The following is a 26,219-nucleotide window of genomic DNA, read 5'->3' on the forward strand; positions in this document are numbered from 1 at the left end:
GCCGTGCTCACTGCCCGTCCCAGGCCACGGCTGAGGTTGCCGTTGCGGCCGACGGAGACCTGCCGCTGCGCAGCGCCTGCGTGCCCTCGTGGTCCACCTGTCCCTGGCTGTCCAGCGCCACGCGGTAGACCTCGCGGGCCACCTGGGCGCTCACATAGCCTTCGCGCACGTCCTCGGCCACCTTGTCCAGTTCGCGCGCCAGCGGGTCGCCAAAGCCCCCGCCGCCGCCCGACAGCATGCGGTAGGCATCGCCGCGTTCCAGGCGCACGTTGAAGATCTTGGCGTTGGCATGGTCGGTCTTCCACTCGCCCTTGTGGCGCACGGCCAGGCCGTTGCCCATGGCGTCACCGCCGCCCTCCAGGCCCCAGGGCTTGCAGTGCACGCGGTCGATGCGCGTGGTGACGGTGAAGGGCGACAGCGCCTGCACCACCATCTCCGCGCCCAGGCCGCCCCGGTACTGGCCCGCGCCGGCCGAGTCCTGGCGGATCTCGTACTTCTCCACCAGCACCGGGTACTTGGCCTCGAGCTGCTCGGTGGGGCTGTTGTGGGTGTCGCCGTCATTGATGCAGACGGTGACGGACACGCCGTCCTCACGGCTCTTGGCGCCCCAGCCGCCGCCCAGCGGGCCGATGCCGACGATGAACAGCCGCCCGTCCTCGGGCGAGATGCCATGGATGTTGGGAAACACCAGGTCCGCATGGTGGCCCGCGATGGAGCGGTCGGGAATCGCCGGCGCCAGGGCCTTGAAGATGGTGTCGATCACCGTCATGGGGAAGGTCATCCACACGCGCATGGGATACGGCCTCTCGGCGCTGATCACCGTGCCCATGGGCATGATCACCTTGAGCGGCCGAAAGCTCCCGTCGTTGACCGGGTAGTCGGTCGGCGTGGTGAGGCATTTGTAGGCCACCTGCGCGCAGGCGATGCCCGTGGTGAAGCCCGAGTTGTAGAAGCCGCGCACCTGCTTGGAGACGTCCGACAGGTCCACCGTCATCTCGTCGCCCTGCACCGTGACCTTGACGCGGATGGGAATGCGCTTGCCGATGTCCAGCCCGTCGTCGTCCATGAAGGACTCGGCCTCGTACACGCCATCGGGAATCGACAGCGTGTTCTTGCGCGCCACGGCCTCGCTGGAATCCATGATCTGCGCGATGGCGCCGTTGACCGCATCCACGCCATAGCGCTGCAGCAGTTCCACATAGCGGCGCTCGCCCGTGGTGATGGCCGTGATCTGCGCGCGCAGATCGCCCAGGGCCCGCTCGGCCAGGCGCACGTTCATCGCGATGATGTCGATCAGGTCCTGGTTGACCTCGCCCTGGCGCTGGTACTTCATGATGGGGATCTGTATCCCCTCGCTGAAGATGTCCGTGGTGACGTTGCCCAGCGTGCCGCCCACGTCCAGCCAGTGGGCCATGCAGCAGGTGAAGCCTTCGAGCCGGCCCTCATGGAACACCGGCATGGTGAACGTGAAGTGGTTCAGGTGGCTGCCGGTGGTGTAGGCATCGTTGGTGACCAGGATGTCGCCGGGCAGGATGTTCTCGTAGCCGAAGTGGCGGATCTTGGCCTTGACCGTCTCCGACATGCCGCGGATGAACATGGGCAGGCCCAGGCCGATGGACACCGTGTCGCCCTCGCGCGTGAACAGGCCGACCGTGAAGTCCAGCGCCTCGTAGATGATGAGGTTGTAGGCCGTGCGCGTCAGGTTGGTCTTCATCTCCTCCGTGACGGCGTACAGGCCGTTGCGGATGATCTCGACGGTGACCGGATCGACGGGCCTGGAGTCAGTGGGGTGGTTCATGTGCGGTCGCTCCCGATGTCGATTTGCAGATTGCCCAGTTCGTCCACGCGCAGCCGGTCGCCGGGCTGCACGACGGTGGTGGATGCGTGTTCCTCGATCAGCGCGGGCCCCGCGATCTCGTTGCCCGCCAGCAGGCGCTCGCGCAGATGCACCGGCGTGTCCACCCAGCCGCTGGAGCGGAAATAGACGGGCTTGACCGTGCGCACGGAGGCACGGCTGGGCTCGGCGCTGCCGCGTTCCACGCTGTGCCTGGGCGGTTTCTTCATCGTGCCCAGCACCGTGACGCGCAGGCTCACGAGGTCGGCCGGCTCCTGCGGGGCCGAGGTGCCGTAGCGCACCTTGTGCAGCTCGTCGAACTGGCGCTTGATGGCCGAGCGGTCCCGGCCCTCGAAGAAGGCCATGGGCAGGTCCACGGTCACCGCATGCTCCTGGCCCACGTAGCGCATGTCGGCGGCGCGCTCGATCACGATGCCGTCCGGCGCGATGCCGGACTGCGCCAGCGCGGCGCGGCCCTCGTCCTCCATGCTCTGGTAGGCGGCCTCGATCTCCTCGAAGGACACCTCGCCCAGCTTGCGGAACACCGAGCGCACGTAGTCGTAGCGCAGGTCGGAGAACAGCATTCCGTAGGCCGAGAAATAGCCGGGCGCATAGGGGATCAGCACCTTGCGGATGCCGATCTCGCGCGCAATGGCCGAGGCGTGCAGCGGCCCCGCGCCGCCGTAGACGACCATGGTGAAGCTGCCCGCATCCAGGCCGCGCTCGGTGGTCACGGCCTTGACGGCATGCGACATCTGCGTCACGGCGATGCGCAGGATGCCGTCGGCCGCCTCGGTGGGCTCCAGGCCCAGCGGGGTCGCCACGCGCTCGGCCATCTGGCGCTGGCAGGCGTCCATGTCCAGCTGCAGCTCGCCGCCCAGGAAATGCTCCGCGTCCAGCCGGCCCAGCACCAGGTTGGCGTCGGTCACCGTGGGCTCCAGCCCGCCACGGCCATAGGCCACGGGGCCGGGGATGGAGCCGGCGCTCTGCGGGCCCACGCGCAGCGCGTTGCCCGTCTCCACGCGGGCGATGGAGCCGCCGCCCGTGCCCACTTCGTGGATGTCCATCATCGGGATCTGTATCGGCAGGGCCTGCTCGTAGCCGCCGATCAGCGCCGAGCCCGTGGTCAGCGGCCGGCCTTCGCTGATCACGCCGGCCTTGGCCGTGGTGCCGCCCATGTCGAAGGCGATGGCATCGCCCATGCCCAGTTGCGCACAGATGGCCTGGGCGCCGATCACGCCGGCCGCCGGACCCGATTCGAGCATGCGCACGCAGCCCACCTTGGCATGCTCGACCGGGAACAGGCCGCCCGTGGACTGCACGATGTAGAAATCGCCCTCGAAGCCCTTGCCGCCCAGGTGGCTCTCCAGCTGGCCCAGGTACTGCGACACGCGCGGCCCCACATAGGCATTGGCCACGGCGGTGGACACGCGCTCGAACTCGCGGTACTCCTGCGACAGCTCGTGCGAGGCGCAGACGAAGGCGCCCGGCATCTCTTCCTGCAGGATCTGCTTGACGCGCTGCTCGTGCGCCGGGTTGCGGTAGGAATGCAGCAGCAGCACGGCCACGGCCTCCACGCCCTGCCCTGCCAGCTCGCGGGCCAGCTCGCGCACGGCTGCCTCGTCCAGCGGCTTGTGCAGGCTGCCGTCGGCGCGCAGGCGCTCGGACACCTCATGGCGCAGCGAGCGCCGCACCAGCGGCTGGTGCTTGTTGAAGAACAGGTTGTAGGCATCGGGCCGGTTCACGCGGCCGATCTCGTAGATGTCGCGGAAGCCCTCGGTGATCAGCAGCGCGGTGTGGGCGCCATTGCGCTCCAGCAGCGTGTTGATGGCAATGGTGGAGCCGTGCAGGAACAGATGGCCGTCGCGCCAGTCGATGCCTGCGCTGTCTATCGTGGCCTGGATGCCGTTGACCAGCTCGCCATGCGTGGACAGGGCCTTGCCGAACAGCAGCCGGCCGCTGGCCTCGTCGAACGCCGCCATGTCGGTGAAGGTGCCGCCGATATCGACGGCAATGCGCAGCCGGGGCCGCTGCGAAATCGCTTGTTGGTTATCCATGAAATTCTCCAGAGACAGTTATTCACAGCGCCATGCGCCGCCCACAGTCCTTGAAACCGGCGTGCCCCAAAGCGAGGGACACCGAGGAAGGGCCGCCCCGCACCGAGGGTGTCGTCCCCCTCCCGCGAAGCGAGAGAGGGGGAAGGCGCGAAGCGACTCAGGGGGAGTCATCTCAGACATCAGTGCCGATACGGTTGCGCAGCACGCCCAGGCCCGTGATCTCGACCTCGACCACATCGCCATGCTTCATGTACATAGGCGGCTCGCGGCGGTCGCCCACGCCGCCCGGCGTGCCCGTGGCGATCACGTCGCCGGGCGACAGCGGCGTGAAGCGCGACACATAGGCCACGATGGTGGGGATGTCGAAGATCAGGTCGCCCAGGCTGGCCTGCTGCATCACGCTGCCGTTCAGGCGGGTCTGCAGCGCCAGGCTGCGCACGTCGGCCACCTCGTCGCGCGTGACCAGCCAGGGGCCGAAGGGCGCCGTGCCGGGAAAGTTCTTGCCGGGCGTGAACTGGTGCGTATGGCGCTGCCAGTCACGCACGCTCACATCGTTGAAGCAGGCATAGCCGGCGATGTGGTCGAAGGCATCTTCCTTTGCAATGTGGCGCCCGCCCCGGCCGATGACGAAGGCCAGCTCGCCCTCCCAGTCGAAACGCTCCGAGAAGGCCGGGCGCAGCAGCTCGTCGCCATCGGCGGCCAGGCTGTCGTTGAAGCGCAGGAACAGCGACGGGTGCTCGCTGTCGGCGCGCCGCGTCTCGGCCACATGGGTCTTGTAGTTCAGGCCCACGCAGATGAGCTTGCCGGGGTTGGGGATGACGGGCAGCGCCTGGGTCTGCGCCGCATCGACGGGCACGGCGCCGGCCTGCAGGGCCTGCTTCAGCTCGCCCAGCGCCTGTGCGCGCAGCACGGACAGCAGGTCGGGATGGCGGGCGAGAAAGTCGGCGGGCGGCAGCAGGAAGCGCTCGGCCAGAACCTGCCCGTAGCGGGGCTGTCCGGCATGGATGAAGCTGGCGAGTTTCAACGGATTTTCCTTAGGTTCGGTGTCTGGAAAACCTGCCAGGGCAAGGCCATTGGCAAGGCATGACTGCACTGTAGAAATCCCGTTGATATCTGGATAGATAGAATTTCAGGCTTTCAGAATTGCCTCATCAGGCATACCTCAACCGGGTAACCACCATGCACCTGCCCAGCGTCAAGCTCTTCCTCGAGGTCTCCGAAGCCGGCAGCATCAGCAAGGTCGCGGCACGGCGGCACACCGTGCAGTCGCACATCAGCCGGCAGATCAGCGAATTCGAAGCGTCTCTGGGCGGCCCCTTGCTGCGGCGCACGGGCAGGGGCGTCACGCTGACGCCGCTGGGCGCGCGGGCCGCGCTGCGGCTGCGCAGCTGGCTGCAGGAAACCGAGCAATTACAGGAAACGCTGCGTGCGGACGCAGGCCAGCTATGGGGCGAGGTGCGGCTGGGCATCGTGCCCTCGGCCGCGCACCCGCTGATGACGCATGTGTTCGACTGGCTGCAGCGCGAGCACCCCGGCATACGCCTGAACATCACCGAGGCCCAGGGCACGGAGCTCGACGCGCTGCTGGACAGCGGCGCGGTGGACCTGGCCATCCTCTTTCGCTTCGCGCGCCCGGCCGGCGGCGACGAGCGGCTGCTGAGCACCGCGCACAGCTATCTGGTGTCGCGCCCAGGCGACCCCTTGACCCTGGCGCCCACCACGGAGTTCGCCGCGCTCGACGGCCTGCAGCTGGTGCTGCCGCGACGCCCCAGCCATTGGCGCGATGCGCTCGATGAGGCCGCGCACAGCCACGGCTTTCGGCTCGCGGCGGCCGCCGAGGCCGACTCGCTGACCGTGCAAAAGGAACTCGTGGCCCACGCGCCCGGCCTCTATTCGGTGATCGGCCCGTACTCCATCGATGCCGAACTGCGCCAGGGCCGGCTGCAGGCCAGCCGCCTGGTCAACCCCGGCCTGGTGCGCCATGTGACGCTGGCCCTGCCCCGGCACGGCAAGCTCACCCAGGCCTGCCGCGTGGTGGGCGATGCCATCGAGGCCTTGACGCAGGCCTGGGGGCAGCAGCTGTCGCCGGGGCCGCTGAGCACCTCGGGACTGCTCGGCGGTTGAAGGGATCAGATATCGGCCCCATCGGCTCCAGTCGTCGGCCATGCACGCCGTGGCCAGGCCATCGGAACAGAACGGCCGCAACCATGTCAGCGGGCCTGGCCATCACGCACGGCTGCAATGGCCTCGATCTCGATCATGGCCGCCGGGTCGTACAGCGCCTGGATCTGGGCAATCGTGTCGGCCGGATAGGGGGCGCCGAAGAACTCGCGGCGCAGGGCGACCACCTCGTCGAAGTGGCCCATGTCGGTGACGAAGATGGTGACCTTGATCACGTCCTTCAGGCTGGAGCCGCCCGCCTCCAGCGCGCGGCGCAGATTGGCAAACGCCTGCCGGCCCTGGGCCAGGAAGCCGCCCGGCACGATGCGGCCATCGTCTCCGGCGCCAGCCTGGCCGGAGATGAACAGCAGCTCGCCAAAGCGAATGCCTTGCGACAGCAAAAACGGCTCGTAGGGGTCGGGTTGTGTGGTGACACGGTGCAGCATGGTTTCATTTCCTTCATCCATCCCCGGCAGGATCGCGCTTGGGGCATGGGTGGACGATAGGGAAGCCGGATGATTGCGACAAAGGTTCATTTGTCAGGCATAAGATGAGTTTTCCTCACCCCATTCCTCACCCCATTCCTCACCCGCCCCTTGCATCCTCCAGCCCTCATGCAACGCAACCAGCTGCCGCTTTCCGCACTGCGCGCCTTCGAGGCCGCCGCCCGCCTGGGCAGCTTCAAGCAGGCCGCCGACGACCTGGCCGTGACACCCACGGCCATCAGCCACCAGATCCGCGCGCTGGAGGAACAGCTGGGCCTGGCGCTGTTCGATCGCCAGGTACGCAAGGTGGTGCTGACCGAGGCCGGCGCCCAGCTCTATCCGGTGCTGCGCGACGGTTTCGACGCCTTTGCCGCCACGCTGGAGCGCCTGCTGCAAAAGCGCCTGCGCGCCCAGGTCAGCATCTCGGCCACCAATGCGTTCACCGTGAAATGGCTGGTGCCGCGCATGGCCAGCTTCCGCGCGATGCACCCGGAGGTGGACCTGCAACTGCAGGCCTCGGACGATGTGGTGGACCTGCGCTCCCATGCCGTCGATATCGCCGTGCGCTACGGGCGCGGCCCCTATCCTGGCCTGGTGGCCGAGCCCCTGTTCAGCGACCGCTTTGCGCCCGTGGCCAATCCCCGGCTGGGCGTGCTGGGTCCGGCCGACCTGGCCCGCCTGCCGCTGATCCGCTTTGACTGGAAGACGGCGCACGCCAGCAATCCCACCTGGGAGCGCTGGTTTGACGAGGCAGGCCTGGCCTGGAATTCACCGGCGGGGCAACTGCGCTTTTCCGACGAGGGCCATGCCATCCAGGCGGCCATTGCCGGCCATGGCATTGCCCTGGTGAGCCTGGCCCTGGTGGCCGAGGACATTGCGGCCGGCCACCTGCTGCAGCCCTTCGGCCCCTCGATCACCGGCCATACCTACCATCTGGCCGTGGGCGAGCAACGGGAGCCGGGCCCCCATGTGCGCGCCGTCATGGACTGGCTCAGAAGCCAGTCCATGGCCTTGCCGTAGCCGAACCGTAGCCGCCCTCAGTAGCCCCGTGCCGCGTCCACCGCCTGCGGCAGCTCGCCGCTGGCGCGCCAGCGCCGGATGTTGCCCGCCACGATGGCCGATGCCGTCGCGCGGTCCGTGGGTGCCGAGATGTGGGGCAGCACGGTCACGGCGGGGTGCGCCCATTGCCAGGACGCTTCGGGCAGGGGCTCCTGGTCGAACACATCCAGCACGGCATGGGCCAGGCGGCCGCCGTCCAGGGCGGCGCGCAGCGCGGCATCGTCCACGATGGGGCCGCGCGCAAAGTTGATCAGCGAGGCATGGGCGGGCAGCGCGGCCAGCGCCTGCGCGCCGACGAGGCCGCGCGTCTGCGGCGTGAGCGGCAGCAGGCATACGAGGATGTCGGTCTGCGCCAGCATGGCCGGCAGCTCGGCATCACCCGCATGGCATTGCACGCCTTCCATCTGCCTGGGCGTGCGGCTCCAGCCGCGCACCTTGAAGCCTGCCGCCAGCAGCCGCCGCGCGCTGGCTTCGCCCAGTGCACCCAGGCCCAGCAGCGACACCGTCCTGTCCTGCGCGCGCACGCCGTCATGTGCCAGCCATTGGCGCGCGGCCTGCTGGCGGGCATAGCGCGGCATGTCGCGGTGCAGGTACAGGGTCCAGGCCAGCACGGCCTCGGCCATGGTGTCGGCCAGTTGCGGGTCCACCAGGCGGACGATGCGCAGGTCGGTATCGCCCAGGTCGGCCACCAGGCGCTCCACGCCGGCCCAGACGCTGTGCACCCATTGCAGGCGCGGCAGCGTGCGCAGGTCGGCGGGCTGGGGGTTGGCGACGATGGCGACCTCGCAGGCCGCGCGCTGGTCGGCATCCAGCGTATCGAGCGCCACCACGCGCTCCTCGGGCAGGGCCGCCTGCAGGGCCTGCAGCCAGGCCTGGGCGGCCGGGTAGCCGGGTGCGCAGACGAAAGGAAGCGGGGGGAACGAGGCGCTCATTTGGCGAAGACCTTGTCCAGATCGGCGAAGCCCTTGACCTCGATGGGATTGCCGCTGGGGTCGCGGAAGAACATGGTGGCCTGCTCGCCGGGCTCGCCCTCGAAGCGGATGCCGGGTTGCAGCACGAAATCCACCACGCCGCCCGACAGCCGCGCGGCCAGGGCCTTCCAGTCGTCCATGGCCATCACCAGGCCCAGGTGGGGCATGGGCACCATGTGGTCGCCCACGCGGCCGGTGTTCGTGACCGGGAAGGGATCGCCCAGGTGCAGCGAGATCTGGTGGCCGAAGAAGTCGAAGTCCACCCAGGTCTCGGTGCTGCGGCCTTCCTGGCAGCCGAGCAGCGTGCCGTAGAAGGCGCGCGCTTCGTCCAGATCGCGGACATGGTAGGCAAGGTGGAAACTGGTGCGCATGGCTGATCCTTTGGTTGTGCTTGTGGTGCAGGCAGGTTCGCAGGCCGTGGCCTGCCGTGGGTGGCGCGAGCCTAGCAGAGGCTTTTCAAAAGTGATAGCGTTGATTTCTTTGCAATCCCCAAGGAAATCTTTTGGAGACCCGCTATCTCAAGAGCCTGATCGCCGTGGTGGACAGCGGCTCCATCGCCGATGCGGCGCGCGCCGAGCACCTGACCGCCGCCGCCGTGGGCCAGCGCGTGCAGGCGCTGGAGCGCGAGCTGGGCTTTGCCCTGCTTTCGCGCAGCGGCCATGCGGCCCGCCCCACCCAGGCCTGCGTGGCCCTGCTGCCGCGCGCGCGGCGCCTGGTGCGCGAGGCCGCGCTGCTGGGCAGCGATGCCAGCGCCGATGGCCTGGCCGGCACGCTGCGCATCGGCGCCATCTCGACCGCGCTCACCGGCATGCTGCCGGCTGCGCTGCGCAAGCTCACGCAGGCGGCGCCACAGTGCCGGCCCGTCATCGTGCCGGGCACCTCGCGCGCGCTGTTCCAGATGCTGCAGGCCGGCGAGCTCGATGCCGCCGTCATCGTGGCGCCCCCTTTTGAACTGCCCAAGGCGCTGCGCAGCGTGCAGCTGCGCCGCGAGCCGCTGGTGCTGCTGGCACCGCCCCAGGCACGCGGCCGGCCTGCCGCGCTGCTGCGCAGCCTGCCCTACATACGCTACGACCCCGATGCCTGGGGAGGCCGCCATGCGGCCGACTGGCTGGCCGACCAGGGGCTGGAGCCTGCGGTGCTGTGCGACCTGGACGCGCTGGAGGCCATTGCCATGCTGGCCGCCGACGGCATGGGCGTGGGCCTGGTGCCGCACTGGACAGGCCTGGAGCGCTTCATGGGCGACTGCCGAATGCTGCCCATTGCGGGCGCCGCCTATGAGCGCGCCATCTGGCTGGTGACCAGCGCCGATCCCGACCTGCCGCGCATGGCCGAGCTGCTGGAGGGCGCACTCGCGTAGGTTGCGGCTTCCGTTCTCAATCCGCCTGCACGTAGCCCGTGACGCGGATCATCTCGCGGTACTTGGCGATCTCGCGAGAATAGGCGGCCGCCGCATCGTCCAGGCCCATGGGCTTGGCGACATCACGGCCGTCGGCCTCCAGCTTGGCGATGACCTGCGGGTCCAGCAGGGCCTGGCCGATGGCCTGGTTCAGGCGCTGCTTGACGTCCTGCGGCGTGCCCCGCTTGACGAAGTAGCCCGCCAGGCTGGCGTACTCGAAATCGCGCAGCGCCGGCACTTCGGTGATGCTGGGCACGGCCGACAGCACCGCAGGCCGGTTGCGCGACAGCACGGCCAGCGCCCGGAAGCGGCCGGTGCGGATCATCTCCAGCATGGACGCCTGGAACGGCATGATGCTGAAGTCGATCTGGCCGCCGGCCAGATCCTGGATCACGGGCGCCGTGCCCGCATAGGGCGCGTGGGTGAACGGCACCTTCACCACCTTGCCCATGTACTCGGTGATCAGGTGGTAGAGCGAGCCCACGCCCACCGAGCCGTAGGTCAGCGAATTGCTCTCGTTGCGCGAGCGCGCCAGCGCCAGGAACTCTTGCATGTTCCGGGCCGGCAGGCCCGAGCGCACCAGCAGCACCAGGTGGGTGACGGTGATGTACTGCAGGTTCTCGAACGCATCGGGCTGGTAGCGCACGGCCTTGTTGGTGAGCGGCGGCAGGATGAGTTCGTTTTGCGTGCCCTGGAAGAACATGCTGCCGTCGGCCCTGGCGCCCAGCACTTTGGATGCAGCAATCGTCCCCGTGGCGCCGCCCAGGTTCTCCACGATCACCTTGGCCGCCAGTCCCTCGCCTATGGGCTTGCTCAGGATGCGGGCGCTGACGTCGCTGGGCCCGCCTGCCGGGTAGGGCACCATCAGGCTGACCGGGCCGGGCGCCGAGGCCGCGGCGGGCTGCAGCAGCAGGGGCGCCAGCGGCAGGCCGGCGGCGATTTTCAGGAGCGAGCGGCGTGTGGGCAAGGCAAGTGGATTCATGAAAGTGCACCAGGCAGTGGCTTGAGGGGGAAGGCGGGAATCAGGCGCGCCCTACCACCGGGCGTGGGGCAGGCGCGCAATGGTGTGGAGCACCGCCAGGCCGCGCGGGACGATGGTGTCCACCTCGCAGTACTCGTCGGTGGTGTGGAACTTGCCGCCCACGGGGCCGGTGCCGCACAGCGTGATGGCGCCCAGGCTGGAGGTCACGCCCGAGTCCGCGCAGCCGCCGCTGAACTCGCCCTCGGCCTTGTGGCCCAGCGCGCCCAGCTCGGCCTGGTACAGCTCGAACAATTGCTGCGACTGTGGCGTGGGAACGAAGGGGCGGAACTCGCCGGTGATGTTCAGCGTGGAGCGCGTGCCCTGGATGAAGGACTTGTCGCAGATGCAGCGGATGCGGCCCACCAGGGACTCGCGCTGGTCCAGATCGAAAATGCGCAGGTCGATGGCCGCCTTGGCCGACGGCGCCGACGTGTTCACCGACAGGCCGCCCGACACCAGGCCCACGTTGACCGTGACGCCCTTGTCCAGGTCGGTAAGCGCGTCCAGCGCCACCACCTTGTGCGCCAGCTCCGAGATGGCGCTGATGCCCTCGGCGAAGTTGGCGCCCGAGTGCGCCGCCTTGCCCTCGATCTCCACGCCGAAGAACACACCGCCCTTGCGGCCCGTGACCACGTTGCCCGAAGGCCGGCCCGGCTCCGCATTGAAGACAAAGCCCGCCTTGCGCGCAAAGGGCTCGATGACGGACTTGCTCAGGGGGGAGCCGATTTCCTCGTCGCAGGTGAACAGGCCCGTGACCTCGGGCGCGGGCTCCGCGCTGTGGGCCAGCGCAGCCAGCAGGAAGGCGTTCATGACGATGCCCGACTTCATGTCGGCCACGCCCGGGCCGTAGGCCCTGCCGCCTTCGATGCGGAACGGCCTGCGCGCGGCCTCGCCTTCAGGGAAGACCGTGTCGCAGTGCCCCATCAGCAGCACGGGCCTGCCCACGGTGCTGCCCGCGTTCACGGTCACCGAGATCGCCGCCTCCACGCCATCGACGAAATGCGGGCTGACCTGCAGCCCCTGGCTCAGGAAAAAGGCCTCCAGGCGCCGGAACACGCGCGCCACGCCAGGCTTGTCGAAGCTGCCCGAGTCGATGTTGACGATGTCCGCCAGCAGCGAAAGCATGTTCTCCCGCTGGCCCTTGATCCACTCCGACGCGCCGACCGCCCGGTCCGCACTGACAATGGCTTGCTGTGGCATCCGCTGTCTCCATATTTTTAATACTTGGTATTGTTATTTAATACTTCAGATTCACAATCAGGTAAAACGATGATCGAAAACGCGTTGTATGTGGGTTCCGTGGGCAAGGCATTCCGCGTGCTGGACTGCTTCAAGGGCGCGGCGGGCGACCTGAGCCTCACGGAAATCATGGAGCGCAGCGGCCTGGACAAGAGCGCCGCCCAGCGCTACGCCTACACCCTCAGCGCCGAGGGCTACCTGCAGCAAAACAGCCAGACCCGCCGCTACCGGCTGGGGCCGGGCGTGCTGGACCTGACCTTCCACTTCCTGCGCACCCATGCGCTGGCCGAGGCGCTCAACCCCCTGCTGCTGCAGCTGTCCAAGGACACGGAGCAGAAGATCAGCCTGTCGCTGCGCGACGGCGACTGGCTGGTGCATGTGCTGCGCCACCAGACCAGCACCGAGCACTACCATGCCTCCCTGGTCGGGCGGCGCGTGCCCCTGCAATGCACGGCAGGCGGGCGCGCCGTGATGGCCCGGCTGGACGAGGCGCAGGTGGAGCAACTGCTGGCCCCCGGCCGCCTGGTGGCCAGCACGCCCCGGACGCTGACCACGGCCAAGGCCGTCCAGGCGGAACTGAAGAAGGTGCGCGAGCGCGGCTACGCCATGGTGGTCGATGAATTCATCATGGGCGAGGTCGCGCTGGCCGCCGCCGTGGTCGATGCCGACGGCGTGCCGCTGGGCGCCCTGCACCTGAGCGGATCGTCAAGCCAGTGGAGTGGAGCCGACTACGCGAAGAAGTTCTCGCCCCTGCTGCTCAACGCCATCGCCCAGTACGAGCGGCGCAACGCGTAGCGCCTGCCGTCCAGCGCGGATCCCGCTATACTGCGCCCCTTCTTTCTTGAACGAGCTGCTGCAGGAAAGACGTTTTCCGGGCCTTTGCCGCCCGGGTGTCTTTCATCGTCCGTACACCCATCGGATGCGGCGAGCGCCAACCAGGCCTCGCGGATCTGCAGCCATGAGCACTCCTCAACGACTCCAGCGTGCCTTTGCACGCACGGGCATCTCTCTCGACTATCGCGACGGCATCTACCACGTGCGCGATGGCCAGGCCGAGGCCCACATTCTTCTTCCCGACAGCCTTCCCCTGGAGGACAAGGCCGTGCGCCAGTTGCTGGCCTTTGCCGCCGTGCGCCGGCATGACGGCCAGGGCAGCCACGGCGCCGTCTGCCGCGCCTGCGCCACGCCCGACTTCCATCCGGGCACGGTGGCGCCCGTGGGCAGCGTGGTGGCCACGCCATCGGACTTCGTCATTCCGGCCGCCATCGGCACGGACATCAACTGCAGCGTGCGCCTGCTGACCACGGGCGCCCGGCTGGACCAGCTGGCACCGCACAAGGGCCGGCTGGTGGACTTGCTGACCGCCAGCCTGCTGGGCAGCGGGCGCGACGTGCCCGTGACCACGGCCGCCTTCCGCGCGCTGTTCGACCACGGGCCGGCCGCCTTTGTGGACCGGCTGAGCGGCCAGGGCCTGTGGGGCCATGTCGACAGGGACCGCCTGCACCGCGAACTGGCCGCCTGCATCGGCCTGGACAGCTTCGCTGGCAGCGCCCGCCACGCGCCCCATGCCTATCTGCAGGAGCGCCATGCCGTGTTCCGCGACCCGTGCCTGGGCACGGTGGGATCGGGCAACCATTTCGTGGAACTGCAGGTGGTCGATGAGGTGCTGGACCGCCACGCGGCCTACCGCGCCGGCCTGCGCGCGGGCGACGTGGTGGTGATGATCCACAGCGGCTCGCGCGACCTGGGCTTTTACGTGGGCCAGGCCTGGATGGACCGCGCCCGGGCCGAGTGGCCGCAAGGCGTGAAGCACCCTGCCAGCGGCCTGTACGGCCTGTCGGGTCCGCTGGCCGGCGAGTACCTGCAGGCCATGGGCGTGGCGGCGCGCTATGCCTGGGCCAACCGCGTGGTGCTGGCCGAGCTGGTGCGCAAGGACCTGGAGCAGATCGTGGGCGCAGCGGATTCGCGCCTGGTGGTCGATGTGCCGCACAACGTGGTCCTGCAGCAAGGCGGCATGAACATCCACCGCAAGGGCGCCACGCCGGCCAACGAGGGCGACTTCGCGCTGATCCCGGGGTCCATGGGCGATGCCTCCTACCTGGTCACGGGCCTGGGCGCGGCCGATTGGCTCTGGTCCTGCAGCCATGGCGCGGGGCGGCGCATGCGCCGCCAGGCCGTGCGCGCGCTGCGCCCCGAAGCCCGCGCAGGCCATGCGGGCGAACAGGGCTGGCAATGCGTGACGCTGCGCGAGGAGCGCCGCATCGAGGAGGCGCCCGAAGCCTACAAGCCCATCGGCCCGGTCATCGAGTCGCAGGAGGCCGCCGGCCTGATCCACGCCGCCGTGAAGCTCAGGCCCTGGATCACCTTCAAGGCCTGAGCACCGGCAGGCGCCTCACTGCAGCCGCAAGCCGTCCGCCGCACGGTCCTGGGCCAGCTTGCGGTACAGCGTCTGGCGGCTGATGCCCAGCATGCGCGCGGCCTGGGTGACATTGCCCCGGCAGTTCTCCAGCGCCTGCCGCACGGCCGAGCGCGAGAGTTCATCCAGGCTCTGCGGCGCAGCGTCGAGCCGGGGGCCGCTGCGGGCGGTCTGCGCCAGCTCGGCCTGGAAGTCGTCGGGCAGGTGCTGCCACTGCAGGCAGTCCTCATGGGGATCGAGCATGGCGCAGGCCGTTCTCAGCACGCTGGCGCACTGGCGCAGATTGCCGGGCCAGCCATGGCCGGCCAGCTGCGCCAGCAGGGCCGGTGCCATGCGCAGCGGGCGCGCGGGTTCGATGTCGGCCAGCATGCGCGCGGCCAGCGCCTCGAAGTCGCCGCGCTCGCGCAGCGGCGGCAGCTCCACGGCCAGGCCGTTGATGCGGTAGTACAGGTCGGCACGAAAGCGCCCCTGGTCGGCATCCTCGCGCAGCCTGCGGTTGGAGGCGCTGACCAGCGCGAAATCGACCGCAACGGGCGTGCCACCGCCCAGCGGCACCACCTGCCGCTCCTGCAGCACGCGCAGCAGCCGGGTCTGCAGCGACAGCGGCATGTCGCCGATCTCGTCCAGGAACAGCGTGCCGCCGTGCGCCTGGCGCAGCAGGCCCGCCTGTCCTTCGCGCCGCCCGCCCGTGAAGGCGCCCTGGCGGTAGCCGAACAGCTCGGCCTCGATCAGCGACTCGGGCATGGCCGCGCAGTTGATGGCCACGAAGGGGCCGTCGCGGCGTGGCCCGCTGTCGTGGGCCGCGCGCGCAAACCATTCCTTGCCCACGCCGGACTCGCCCTGGATGAGCAGCGCAATCGGCTTGCCCAGCACGCGCCGGGCCTTGTCGGCCGCCGCACGCCAGCGCGCATCGCCCGTGTCCAGCCGCGCCAGCGCATCGCGGGGGGCCTGCCGTGTTTCCCCCGCTTGCCGCGCTCCCAGCGCCTCCTGCACTGTATGCGCCGCCGCCCCCGCCATGATGGTGCGCCGGTCCGGCACCAGCTGGCCGAACAGCGCCGTGCCGTCATGGCGCCGCAGCGGCTGGGCCGCATCGGGCTGGCGGTGCTGGCGTGACAGCAGCTCCTGCAGGTTGGCGTCCAGCACCTGGTCCAGCGCCACGCTGCCCAGCTGCGCGTGCGACAGGCGCAGCAAGGCCAGCGCGGCGCGGTTGGCACCCACCACCCAGCCGTCGCCCGAGATCAGCGCAATGCCTTCGCCCACCGTGCCAATGCCTTCGGGCCGCGCGTGCAGGTGCAGGCGGATGTGGCGCTGGCCGTCGCAGGCCATGAGGCGGTTTTCGATCATGCGGGCCGCCGTGCCGACCAGGCCCAGCGTGTGCGGGCTGTCCCGGCCATGTTCGCTGGAGATGTCCAGGATGCCCAGCAGTTGGCCCGTGCCCGACAGGATGGGCGCGGCCGCGCAGGTGAGAAAGCCGTTGCGCTCCAGGAAATGCTCGCCGCCCTGGATTTCGATGGAGTCCATCTCGGCCAGTGCCGTGCCGATGGCATTGGTGCCGCGCTGCGCCTCATGCCAGGACGCGCCGCTGGCCAGGGCCACGCGCTCGGCCTTGCCCAGAAAGAAGGGGTCGCCGCAGGTATCCACCAGGGTGCCGCAGGGGCCGGCCAGCACCACCACGCTCTGGCTGCCGCGCACCTGCTCGGACAGGTATTCCATGACGGGCCGTGAATGCGCCAGCAGCGCATGGTGGCGGCTGCGCAGCACGCCCAGCGCATGCTGCTCCAGGTTGTCGGCGGCGCCCAGGCGCCCGGTGGGACGCAGTCCCTGCTCGATGCAGCGCTGCCACGAGCGCGCCAGGCGCTCGTCCACCAGGCCGCTGGGGCAGCGGCCCGACTCCATCAGGCTGTGACGGGCCTGGCGCAAGGCCACAAGGGAGGCTCTCGATTGCATGCTGTCTCCTGCTCGGGCGTCATTGCGCCGCGTTGCGGGCCAGTATGCGGGGCCGGCGGGCACCGGGCAAGCCAAGTGGCGGGTCAGGCGCCCGACTGTTCCATTTCTGGACAGTTGTCCTGTTGCGCAACGTCACGGCACAGGGCGAACGCGCACGGGAATACCCGCAGCAGCCACGTCCCGCGCGCCTTTGCGGGCACCTGCCCTGCGGCCTGCGGGCTGGCACGGCTTTTGAATCATGTCTGCCGTCCGGCCATGGCCGGATATCCCGATCCACACCCGATCACAACAGACCCATAAGCATCCTCAGGAGACAAGCAGCATGACCGTCTACGCAGCACCCGGCGCCGCTGGCGCCAAGATCGCCTACAAGGCCCGCTACGACAACTTCATCGGCGGCAGGTTCGTACCTCCGGTCAAGGAGCAGTACTTCGACGTGGTCACCCCCATCAGCGGCAAGGTCTACACCCGCGCCGCGCGCTCCACGGCCGAGGACATCGAACTGGCGCTGGACGCCGCCCATGCCGCCAGCGACGCCTGGGGCCGCACCAGCGCGGCCGAGCGTGCGAACGTCCTGCTGAAGATCGCCGACCGCATCGAGGCCAACCTGGAGCTGCTCGCCTATGCCGAGACCGTGGACAACGGCAAGGCCATCCGCGAGACGCTGAATGCAGACATCCCGCTGACCGTGGACCATTTCCGCTATTTCGCGGGCTGCGTGCGCGCCCAGGAAGGCGCGCTCAGCCATATCGACGAGACCACGGTGGCCTATCACATCCAGGAGCCGCTGGGCGTGGTGGGCCAGATCATTCCCTGGAACTTTCCCATCCTCATGGCGGCCTGGAAGCTGGCGCCCGCGCTGGGCGCGGGCAACTGCGTGGTGCTCAAGCCGGCCGAGTCCACGCCCATCAGCATCCTGATCCTGGCCGAGCTCATTGCCGACCTGCTGCCGCCCGGCGTGCTCAACATCGTGAACGGCTTCGGCCGCGAGGCCGGCATGCCGCTGGCCACCAGCAAGCGCATCGCCAAGATCGCCTTCACGGGTTCCACCTCCACGGGCCGCGTGATCGCCCAGGCCGCCGCCAACAACCTGATCCCTGCCACGCTGGAGCTGGGCGGCAAGTCGCCCAACATCTTCTTCGCCGATGTGATGGACAAGGACGATGCCTTCCTCGACAAGGCCGTCGAAGGGCTGGTGCTGTTCGCCTTCAACCAGGGCGAGGTCTGCACCTGCCCCAGCCGCGCGCTGATCCACGAAAGCATCTACGACCGCTTCATGGAGCGCGTGCTCCAGCGCGTGGCCGCCATCCGGCATGCCAACCCGCTGGACACCGACAGCATGATGGGCGCGCAGGCGTCCAAGGAGCAGCTCACCAAGATCCTGTCGTACCTGGACCTGGGCAAGCAGGAGGGCGCCGAGGTGCTGGCCGGCGGCGGCCAGGCCCATCTGGGCGGCGACCTGGAAGGCGGCTACTACGTGCAGCCCACGCTGTTCAAGGGCCACAACAAGATGCGCATCTTCCAGGAGGAAATCTTCGGCCCCGTGCTGGCTGTGACCACCTTCAAGGACGAGGCCGAGGCCCTGGCCATTGCCAACGACACGCTCTACGGCCTGGGCGCGGGCGTGTGGAGCCGCAACGGCAACGTGGCCTACCGCATGGGCCGCGCCATCAAGGCCGGGCGCGTGTGGACCAACTGCTACCACGCCTACCCGGCGCACGCGGCCTTTGGCGGCTACAAGGAATCGGGCATCGGCCGCGAGACCCACAAGATGATGCTGGACCACTACCAGCAGACCAAGAACCTGCTGGTCAGCTACAGCGAGAACAAGCTGGGCTTCTTCTGAAGTTCTTCCCAGGTGAATGCGGCCGGCGGCGCGCAGCGCGGCCGGCCGTCCAGGAAAGGACCAACCCATGGTTGACAAAGTGATTGCCACCGACGCCGCGCTGGCGCTGATCGCCGACCTGCAGGCGCAGCACGGGCCGGTGTTCTTCCACCAGTCCGGCGGCTGCTGCGACAACAGCGCCGCCAACTGCTACCTGCCCGGCGAGCTGACGATAGGCGCCCAGGACGTGCTGCTGGGCCAGGTGGGCGGCGCGCCCTTCTACATCGGCAAGTCGCAGTACGAATACTGGAAGCACACCCAGCTCATCCTCGACGTGATCGAGGGCCAGGGCGGCACCTTCTCGCTGGAGGGCAGCACGGGCAAGGCCTTCCACACACGCTCCAGGCTGTTCACGGACGAGGAATACGCCGAGATCCTGGCCAGCGAGGGCAACGGCCCCTGACAGGGGCCGCGCGGCGGACTACTTTCCGGTCAGCCGCTTGACCGCGGCCTCGGTCTGGCGCACATGCTCGTCCGGGTCCGAGCCCATGTGCACGAAGCGCACCTTGCCGTCCTGCCCGATCACGTAGGAGATGCGGTCGGCGCGCTGGGGGTTGGCGGCGGCCGAGGCGTCGTAGGCGCGGATGGTCTGCGCCTGCGGGTCCGATGCCACGGCGAACTGGTCACGGCAGGCCTCGGTGGAAAAGCGCTTGAGCGTATCGATGTCGTCATGCGACATGCCCACCACCGTGGCGCCCATGGCCGCGAAACGCGGCGTGGCCTCGGCAAAGGCGTGGGCTTCCATGGTGCAGCCCTGCGTGAAGGCCTTGGGGAAGAAATACAGCACCACCGGCCCCTTCCTGAGCGTGGCGGCCATGTCGAAATCGAAGGCCTTGCCCGCCACCGCAGCCGGCGTGGTGAAGCGCGGCGCGGTGTCGCCCACCTTGAGCGCTGCCTGGGCCAGCGGCGACAGCAGCAGCGCCGCCAGCACGGGTGCGGCGGCGCGCGCGCAGCGGCCCCAAGAGGTGCGATGTTGGGTGGAATCGCCGCAGCGGATATCGGACATGCATGGCCTCCTGAGCCTGGAACGGGATGCGCCATTGTGGCCAATCGGCCCGGGCCGCTGGCGCATTTGCCGTGGATCAGCGCGGGGATTCGCCGGGCCTGATCCTGAACCAGATCGAGTACATGGCGGGCAGGAAGACCAGCGTCAGCACCGTGCCGGCCAGCGTGCCGCCGATCAGCGTATAGGCCAACGTTCCCCAGAACACCGATTGGGTCAGCGGGATGAAGGCCAGGATCGCCGCCAGCGCGGTCAGGATCACGGGCCGGGCGCGCTGGACGGTGGCCTCCACCACCGCCTGGAACGGCGCAAGTCCCTCCTGCTCGTTGTGCTGGATCTGCCCGATCAGGATCAGCGTGTTGCGCATCAGGATGCCCGACAGCGCGATCAGCCCCACCAGTGCATTGATGCCGAATGGCTGCTGAAAGACGATCAGCGTCGGCACCACGCCGATCAATCCCAGGGGGCTGGTCAGGAACACCATGACCATGGCCGATATCGACCGCACCTGCAAGATGATGATGATCAGCGTGATGGCGATCATGACCGGGAACAGGGGCAGCATGGCCGTCATGGCCTTGCCGGATTCCTCGATGGAGCCGGCCTCGTCGATGCGGTAGCCCGCAGGCAACGCCTTCCTGATGGGCTCCAGCTGCCGGGTGATGGCCGCCGAGACATCGGGCGGCTGCAGGCTGTCATCGATATCACCGCGGACCGTGATGGTGGGCATGCGGTCGCGGCGGCGCATGACGGGCTCCTCCATCTGCACGGTGACCTCGCCCAGCTGCGACAGCGGTATGCGCTGGCCAGTGGCGTTGGTGAGCGTGAAGTCGCCGACCCTGGCCACATCGTGGCGGGTGCCGCCCGCAGAACGCGCCATCACCTGCACGGTGCGGATGTCCTCGCGCACGGTGGTCACGGGCACGCCGCTGAGCAGGAATTGCAGCTGCTGCGCGACTGCCGCGGAGGTCAGGCCCATGGCCTGCAGCCGGTCCTGGTCCAGGGTGAAGCGCATGACAGGGGTGCGCACGCCCCAGTCGGAGTTCACGGTCCGCATCATCGGGCTGTCGTGCAGCACCTGGTGCACCTGGCCGGCAATGTCGCGCAGCCGCTGCGGGTCGGGGCCGGAGACGCGATACGCCACGGGGAACGGGGAGTACGGCCCGAACACGATCTGCGATGCGCGCACCTGCGCCTGCGGGGCCAGTCCCTGGGCGATGGCCTCGCGCAGCCTGAGCTTGAGCGCGTCGCGCTGCGCCTGGTTGGCGGTGCGCACGACGATCTTGGCGAACGACGGGTCGGGCAGCTCAGGCGAGATGGCCAGAAAAAAGCGTGGTGCGCCCTGGCCGATATAGGCGGTCACGATCTCCGATTCGGGCTGCTGCAGCAGCCAGGTTTCCACCGTGCGGGTGGTCTCGCTCGTCTGGCCGATGGAGGTGCCGTAGGGCATCTGCACCTCGACCATCACCTCGGGCCGGTCGGAGATGGGAAAGAACTGCTTCTTCACGATGGACATGCCCAGCACGGAAGCCACCATGAGCCCGCCCACGACTGCGGCCACCATGCCCTTGCGGGCGATCACCTTGCCCAGCACGCGCCGCAGGCGCTCGTAGCGGGGCGTGCCATACATCGCCGCATGTCCGCCTTCGACCTTCTTGAGAGGGGGCAGCATCTTCACGCCCAGATAGGGCGTGAACACCACGGCCACCACCCAGGACGCGATGAGCGCGATGCCGACGATCCAGAACATGTTGCTGGTGTACTCGCCTGCAGCGGAGCGGGCGAACCCGTTGGGCATGAAGCCCACCGCCGTCACCAGCGTTCCGGACAGCATGGGCGCCGCGGTATGGCTCCAGGCGTAGGCGGACGCGGCCACGCGGTCGTAGCCCTCCTCCATCTTCACCACCATCATCTCGATGGCGATGATGGCGTCGTCCACCAGCAGGCCCAGCGCAAGGATCAGCGAGCCGAGCGTGATGCGGTCGAAATTCTTTCCCGTGGCGGCCATGATGATGAACACGGCCGCCAGCGTCAGCGGCACGGCCGCAGCCACCACCACGCCAACGCGCCAGCCCATGCTGGCGAAGCACACCACCAGCACGACCAGCAGCGCGGCCAGGAACTTGAGCATGAACTCATCGACGGCGGCGCTGATGTTCACGGCCTGGTCCGTCACCTTGCTCAGGCCCATGCCCAGCGGCATGTCTGCGTTGATGGCGCCCACCTCCCTGTCCAGCGCCTTGCCCAGGTCCAGCCCGTTCCAGCCGTCGCGCATGACGACGCCCAGCAGCAAGGCCGGCTCCGCACCGTTGCGGATGATGAAGGTCGAGGGGTCTTCGTAGCCGCGCTGGACGGTGGCGATGTCGGACAGCTTGACCGTGCGGCCCTGGGCCACGATGGGCGTGTCGCGAATCTTCTGCAGCGCGTCGAACGCCCCGTCGATGCGGATGAACACCTGCGGTCCCTGGGTCTCCACCGACCCGGCAGGGGTGAGGGCGTTCTGGTTGTTCAATGCCGCGAAGACGTCCTGCGGACTGATGCCCAGCGTGGCCAGGCGCTCGTGCGAGAACTCCACGTAGATCCGCTCGGATTGCTCGCCGACGATGTTGACCTTCTTGACGCCCGGCACATGCAAAAGACGCTGGCGCAAGGCTTCGGCATCGCGCACCAGCGCCCGGGGCTCCTCGCCGCGCGCCTTGAGGGCGTAGATCGCAAAGGTCACGTCGGCGTACTCGTCGTTCACCATCGGACCGATCACGCCCGTCGGCAGGTTGCGGGCCTCGTCACCGAGCTTCTTGCGGGCCTGGTAGAACTCCTCCTGCACCTCGCCGGGGGGCGTGGAGTCGAGCAGGGTCAGCGTGGTGAAGGCCAGCCCCGGCCTGACGAAGGTTTCGGTGCGGTCATACCAGCGCAGCTCCTGCAGGCGCTTTTCCAGCTTCTCTGCCACCTGGTCCTGCATTTCCTGCGGGGTGGCGCCAGGCCAGGCCGTGATGATGGTCATGACCTTGACGGTGAAGGCCGGATCTTCCGCCCGGCCCAGCTTCAGGAAGGCAAAGACACCCGTCAGCGAAATCAGCAGGATCAGGAACAGCGTGATGGAGCGCTCACGGACGGCAAGCGCCGACAGGTTGAAACGGCCTTCACTCACGGGACGCTCCCGTGGACACGGAGGACGCCGTGGACGTTGTTGCCGTTGTTGCCGTTGTTGCCGTTGTTGCCGTTGAAGGCGCCGGCACCTCGCTGTCCAGTCGCACCTGCGCGCCCTCGCTCAGCAAATGCGCGCCGAGCGCGACGATCCGGTCCCCCTGGTCGAGCGCACCCACCACCTGGGCATTGCCGTCCTGCACCTGAACCACGGTGACGGGCTGGCGCCTGACCTGATCGCCCTGCACCACCCAGACAGCGGCGCCCTTGCCCTCATCGAGGATGGCGCCGATGGGGACCTGCAGGGTTGCCTTGCCGGCCGTCGCTGTCGATGTCGATGTCGATGTCGATGTCGATGTCGATGTCCCGCCAATCCTGAGCGTGACCGTGCTGCCCAGCGGAGCGCTGGCCGCCGCGCCGGCGTCCAGCACATAGCGGGCCTCAAAGGTGCGGGTGGCCCGGTCGGCCACATCGGACAGCTGGCGCAGTCTGGCGGGGATGACCACATCCTCCCTGCCGAACAGGCGGGCCTGGGCCGCCGAGCCCAGCGCGGGCCGCAGTGTCTCGGGCAACTGGACGACCGCTTCGCGCCTGCCGGCATGGGCGAGGCGCACGACCACCTGGCCGGCACTGACGACCTGGCCAGGCTCGGCAAGTGTTTCCATCACGATGCCATCGGCATCGGCCAGCAGTTCGGCGTAGCGGCTGGCGTTCAGCGCTGCGGCGGCCTGCGCTTCGGCCGCCCTGAGCTGGGCGCGGGCGGCATCCGCGGCCGCCTTGATCTGTTCATGGGCCAAGGCCGAAACGGCACCCGTTCCCTGCAGGTCCCGGTAGCGCTGCTCCTCGTCGCTGGCCTGCTGGGCCCGTGCCCTGGCGGCTGCGACGGCCTCCTGCTGGGCATGGGCGGCCAGCTTCAGGTCCACCGGGTCGAGGCGCAGCAATGCCTGGCCGCGCCTGACCGTCTGGCCTGTATCCACCAGGCGCTCGAGCACCTTGCCGGCCACGCGAAATCCAAGATCGCCCTGCACCCTGGCCGCGATGGTGCCGGTGAAGACGCGCTCGGAAGCATTGCCTGGCGCTACCAGGGTGGTGCGAACGAGGGGTGGCTGGGTGCGCGGATCCGGCGGCGGGCTTTTGCCGCAGGCTGCGAGTGCAAGTGACAGTGCGCCGACAGCGGCGATGGACAGATGGCGGTGCCGAAGCATGAGGGGGTCCCGATCAATGAGCAGGACCCGATTCTGTGATTAGTGACCATTTATGTCAATGGTCACAATTGCAGGATTTAGGGCGACAGGCTTCTCAGCACCAATCCGGCCAGTTGTGCGGGCGCCTCGTCCGCATGGTCGAGGCTGTGCTGCAGCATCACCGGGTTCAGATAGGGGAGCATGACCAGGAAGATGGCGCGCCCGGTTTCATCCAGCGGCGTCTTGCGCTCGAAATCGCCCCGCTGGCGCCCGGCGTCGAGCACCTGCAGCAGCAGCTGATGCATGCGTTCCTCATAGGCCTGCGCTGCCTGCCAGCGCTCGGCCGACGCCGAAATGGCGATCTCGTACAGCTTGCGGTCCTCGGAGAAAAGCCGCAGCGTGGCAGCGACGATCGCCTTGAACAGGCGCCGCAGCTGCTCGGGAGGCGCATCCGTGCTGGCGACGGCCTGGCGGATCTCCGCCTCCATCTCCATCAGGCAGTTGGAACAGATCATCTCGCCGATGACCTGCTTGGACTCGAAGAACTTGTAGATGTAGGCCTTGGAAAAGCCGATGGCCTTGGCAAGGTCGGACACCGTGGTTTTCTCGTAGCCGTAGCGGCTGAAATGCTCTTTCGCCGCAGTCACGATCTGTTGCCGGACATCGTGTTCGACCGGGCCGCGCGCAGAGGTCGGATAGACGTTGGTGGTGCTCATGCGGCCTAGCTTACTCCATCAAAAAAATACTATGCAAGTGACCATTTTGGAATATAGTCACAGCGTCGCCACGCTTCTGACTGTTGAACATGCCGCGTCTTGCCGCCCCCGTTTTTCTGATGCTCGCCAGCCTTTGTGCAGGGTGTGCGGTAGGCCCTGACTACCAGCCGCCCGCCACGGCCCTGCCCCAGGCCTACATGGGGGGCCGCGTTCTGGGTGAGGGCAAGCCTCCCTCGCCGGACTCCCCCACGGACCTTGCAGCCTGGTGGGCAGCCTTTGGCGATGCGCAAATGGCGCGCCTCGTCACGGCGGCACTGCAGCAGAACCTGGATGTTGCCCAGGCCGCTGGCCGCGTGCTTCAGGCACGCGCCGGGCTGGACGCGGCGGCAGCTGCGTTGCGGCCGTCGGCCCAGGTCTCGGCGCAAACAGCCAGGAGCTATCAGTCGGTCGAGACTCCGCTGGGCCGGGTGCTCGACTCCATGCCGGGATTCGATCGCTACGGCAGCGCCCAGGAGGCCAACCTCGGAGCCAGCTGGGAGCTTGATCTCTTCGGTGGCCTGCGCAGGGCCCGGCAGGCTTCCCTGGCCGAGTACCAGGCATCGGAAGCCGGCGCCACCGCCGTGCGGCTCGCGGTGGCCGCCCAGACTGCGGACACCTATATCCAGATTCGCGGCCTGCAGGCGCGGCTGGCAGTGGCACGCTCGCAGGTGCGGACCCAGCAGCAACTTCGCTCCATCGTCGAACTGCGGTGGAACAAGGGCCTGGCACCCGAGCTTCAGCTGCGCCAGGTCGAGGGGGCACTTGCGCGGGCGCAAGCAACCATCCCGCCGCTGGAGAACGCGCTCAAGGCCGCCCTCAACGCCATGGACGTGATGCTGGCCACGGCACCCGGCACGCACCGGGCCGAACTGGCCGATCCCCGCCCGGTCCCCGTGCTGCCAACCCTTTCCCTGGCGGAGGCGCCCGGCGATCTGCTGCGGCGACGCCCGGACCTCATCGCGGCGGAGCGGCGCCTGGCAGCGTCGAACGCACGCATCGGCGTGGCGATCGCCGAGTACTACCCGAAGCTGTCGATCAGCGGCCTGATCGGCAGCGCCACCTCCATCTCCGCGGGCAATCTCTTCAGCGCCGGCGCATCGCAGGCCAGCGTTGTGGGCGGCCTGCGCTGGCGGCTGTTCGACTTCGGTCGCATCAACGCCCAGATCCACCAGGCGCAGGCACAGGAGGCGGAAAGCCTTGCCGCCTACCGGCAGTCGGTACTGCGCGCCACGGAAGAAGTGGAGAACGCCCTGGTCTCGCTGGACAGGCGACAGGAGCTGATGGCCGTGCTCGCCAGGGGCGCGGATGCGCTCACGCGGGCCCGGCAGGCCGCAGGCGCCGCCTACGACAAGGGCGTGGTCAGCCTGATCGAGGTGCTGCAGGCAGATGAAAGCCTGCTGGGCGTGCTGGATGCACAGGCGCAGGCCCGGATGGAGTCGGCGCGCTCGACGGTGGCGATCTTCAAGGCGCTGGGCGGCGGCTGGACGCCGGAGCCCCTGCCTTCCAGGGCGTTGGCGGCCGCCAGCCACGGTCTTCCCGCCAGCGTTGCCCCCTGAACCTGCCACTTCCCGAAAGGAGCCCCCTTTCCACACAGCAAAGCAACCGAACACCCCTGCGGGACATGCGGCCCAGGCGCCCTGCCGACGCGGGCGGCCCAAGCCAT

21 protein-coding genes are annotated in these 26,219 nt (G+C 68.6%); 8 read left to right on the forward strand and 13 right to left on the reverse strand.

The features are described from left to right. Nucleotides 1-7: 7 nt before the first annotated feature. The 3 genes from ACN20X_RS26850 to ACN20X_RS26860 all read right to left on the reverse strand — a co-directional run bounded on the left by ACN20X_RS26850 (nt 8) and on the right by ACN20X_RS26860 (nt 4,915). On the reverse strand, nt 8-1,798 hold the full coding sequence (locus tag ACN20X_RS26850; RefSeq protein ID WP_043790064.1) for a hydantoinase B/oxoprolinase family protein: 1,791 nt from the start codon (nt 1,796-1,798) through the stop codon (nt 8-10). Further along, nucleotides 1,795-3,891 (reverse strand): hydantoinase/oxoprolinase family protein, encoded by a 2,097-nt coding sequence (locus ACN20X_RS26855; RefSeq protein ID WP_099732820.1) that lies wholly within the window; start codon nt 3,889-3,891, stop codon nt 1,795-1,797. Before ACN20X_RS26855 ends, ACN20X_RS26850 begins: the two co-directional genes overlap by 4 nt. A gap of 172 nt (nt 3,892-4,063) precedes the next feature. Next, on the reverse strand, nt 4,064-4,915 hold the full coding sequence (locus ACN20X_RS26860; RefSeq protein WP_473210050.1) for a fumarylacetoacetate hydrolase family protein: 852 nt from the start codon (nt 4,913-4,915) through the stop codon (nt 4,064-4,066). 155 nt (nt 4,916-5,070) lie between these two features. Here ACN20X_RS26860 and ACN20X_RS26865 point away from each other — a divergent pair, with 155 nt between their 5' ends. Beyond that, nucleotides 5,071-6,015: a LysR family transcriptional regulator gene (locus tag ACN20X_RS26865; RefSeq protein ID WP_013800697.1), complete on the forward strand. Its 945-nt coding sequence runs from the start codon at nt 5,071-5,073 to the stop codon at nt 6,013-6,015. Between the two features lie 86 nt (nt 6,016-6,101). Here ACN20X_RS26865 and ACN20X_RS26870 read toward each other — a convergent pair whose 3' ends face one another. After that, nucleotides 6,102-6,497, reverse strand: coding sequence for a RidA family protein (locus ACN20X_RS26870; protein WP_016445482.1), 396 nt, complete (start codon nt 6,495-6,497; stop codon nt 6,102-6,104). Nucleotides 6,498-6,665: 168 nt separating this feature from the next. Here ACN20X_RS26870 and ACN20X_RS26875 point away from each other — a divergent pair, with 168 nt between their 5' ends. Then, on the forward strand, nt 6,666-7,556 hold the full coding sequence (locus ACN20X_RS26875) for a LysR substrate-binding domain-containing protein (protein WP_061287322.1): 891 nt from the start codon (nt 6,666-6,668) through the stop codon (nt 7,554-7,556). A gap of 17 nt (nt 7,557-7,573) precedes the next feature. On the opposite strand, the gene ACN20X_RS26880 is transcribed toward ACN20X_RS26875, so the two are convergent. Together ACN20X_RS26880 and ACN20X_RS26885 are read right to left on the reverse strand one after the other, a co-directional pair. Further along, nucleotides 7,574-8,527 (reverse strand): 2-hydroxyacid dehydrogenase, encoded by a 954-nt coding sequence (locus ACN20X_RS26880; RefSeq protein ID WP_473210051.1) that lies wholly within the window; start codon nt 8,525-8,527, stop codon nt 7,574-7,576. After that, entirely contained in the window at nt 8,524-8,937 is a 414-nt protein-coding gene (locus ACN20X_RS26885; RefSeq protein ID WP_017406765.1) for a VOC family protein, read from the reverse strand. Before ACN20X_RS26885 ends, ACN20X_RS26880 begins: the two co-directional genes overlap by 4 nt. 131 nt (nt 8,938-9,068) lie before the next feature. On the opposite strand from ACN20X_RS26885, the gene ACN20X_RS26890 reads away from it, so the two are divergent. Then, on the forward strand, nt 9,069-9,923 hold the full coding sequence (locus ACN20X_RS26890) for a LysR substrate-binding domain-containing protein (protein ID WP_061287320.1): 855 nt from the start codon (nt 9,069-9,071) through the stop codon (nt 9,921-9,923). A 16-nt stretch (nt 9,924-9,939) separates the two neighbouring features. Here ACN20X_RS26890 and ACN20X_RS26895 read toward each other — a convergent pair whose 3' ends face one another. Both ACN20X_RS26895 and ACN20X_RS26900 read right to left on the reverse strand, forming a co-directional pair. Further along, nucleotides 9,940-10,944 (reverse strand): tripartite tricarboxylate transporter substrate binding protein, encoded by a 1,005-nt coding sequence (locus ACN20X_RS26895; RefSeq protein WP_473210052.1) that lies wholly within the window; start codon nt 10,942-10,944, stop codon nt 9,940-9,942. Nucleotides 10,945-10,995: 51 nt separating this feature from the next. Beyond that, nucleotides 10,996-12,183 carry a M20 family metallopeptidase gene (locus tag ACN20X_RS26900; RefSeq protein WP_043822119.1) on the reverse strand — a complete coding sequence of 396 codons (1,188 nt, stop codon included), beginning with the start codon at nt 12,181-12,183 and terminating at the stop codon, nt 10,996-10,998. A gap of 69 nt (nt 12,184-12,252) precedes the next feature. Between ACN20X_RS26900 and ACN20X_RS26905 the strand changes: the two genes are divergently transcribed. Next, nucleotides 12,253-13,017, forward strand: a complete 765-nt coding sequence (locus tag ACN20X_RS26905) for an IclR family transcriptional regulator (RefSeq protein ID WP_013800690.1) — start codon at nt 12,253-12,255, stop codon at nt 13,015-13,017. A gap of 163 nt (nt 13,018-13,180) precedes the next feature. Further along, nucleotides 13,181-14,599, forward strand: a complete 1,419-nt coding sequence (locus ACN20X_RS26910; protein WP_312840238.1) for an RtcB family protein — start codon at nt 13,181-13,183, stop codon at nt 14,597-14,599. A gap of 15 nt (nt 14,600-14,614) precedes the next feature. On the opposite strand, the gene ACN20X_RS26915 is transcribed toward ACN20X_RS26910, so the two are convergent. Beyond that, nucleotides 14,615-16,585, reverse strand: coding sequence for a sigma-54-dependent Fis family transcriptional regulator (locus ACN20X_RS26915; RefSeq protein ID WP_473210053.1), 1,971 nt, complete (start codon nt 16,583-16,585; stop codon nt 14,615-14,617). 322 nt (nt 16,586-16,907) lie between these two features. Between ACN20X_RS26915 and exaC the strand changes: the two genes are divergently transcribed. Further along, nucleotides 16,908-18,431 (forward strand): acetaldehyde dehydrogenase ExaC, encoded by a 1,524-nt coding sequence (exaC, locus tag ACN20X_RS26920; RefSeq protein ID WP_012207447.1) that lies wholly within the window; start codon nt 16,908-16,910, stop codon nt 18,429-18,431. 67 nt (nt 18,432-18,498) lie between these two features. After that, on the forward strand, nt 18,499-18,873 hold the full coding sequence (locus tag ACN20X_RS26925) for a DUF779 domain-containing protein (RefSeq protein ID WP_012207448.1): 375 nt from the start codon (nt 18,499-18,501) through the stop codon (nt 18,871-18,873). A gap of 18 nt (nt 18,874-18,891) precedes the next feature. Here ACN20X_RS26925 and ACN20X_RS26930 read toward each other — a convergent pair whose 3' ends face one another. From ACN20X_RS26930 to ACN20X_RS26945, 4 genes are all read right to left on the reverse strand, one after another. Beyond that, entirely contained in the window at nt 18,892-19,476 is a 585-nt protein-coding gene (locus ACN20X_RS26930; protein WP_133073713.1) for a peroxiredoxin, read from the reverse strand. Between the two features lie 76 nt (nt 19,477-19,552). Next, complete coding sequence (locus ACN20X_RS26935) at nt 19,553-22,621, reverse strand: efflux RND transporter permease subunit (RefSeq protein WP_473210054.1); 3,069 nt, start codon at nt 22,619-22,621, stop codon at nt 19,553-19,555. Next, on the reverse strand, nt 22,614-23,822 hold the full coding sequence (locus ACN20X_RS26940; protein WP_473210055.1) for an efflux RND transporter periplasmic adaptor subunit: 1,209 nt from the start codon (nt 23,820-23,822) through the stop codon (nt 22,614-22,616). Before ACN20X_RS26940 ends, ACN20X_RS26935 begins: the two co-directional genes overlap by 8 nt. 77 nt (nt 23,823-23,899) lie before the next feature. Continuing rightward, the gene (locus ACN20X_RS26945; RefSeq protein WP_016445469.1) at nt 23,900-24,517 is read right to left on the reverse strand and encodes a TetR/AcrR family transcriptional regulator; all 618 of its coding nucleotides are present in this window, start codon (nt 24,515-24,517) and stop codon (nt 23,900-23,902) included. Nucleotides 24,518-24,606: 89 nt separating this feature from the next. On the opposite strand from ACN20X_RS26945, the gene ACN20X_RS26950 reads away from it, so the two are divergent. Beyond that, nucleotides 24,607-26,112: an efflux transporter outer membrane subunit gene (locus ACN20X_RS26950; RefSeq protein ID WP_473210056.1), complete on the forward strand. Its 1,506-nt coding sequence runs from the start codon at nt 24,607-24,609 to the stop codon at nt 26,110-26,112. Nucleotides 26,113-26,219: the final 107 nt, after the last annotated feature.

It is taken from the genome of Delftia sp. PX-1 (assembly GCF_055797465.1).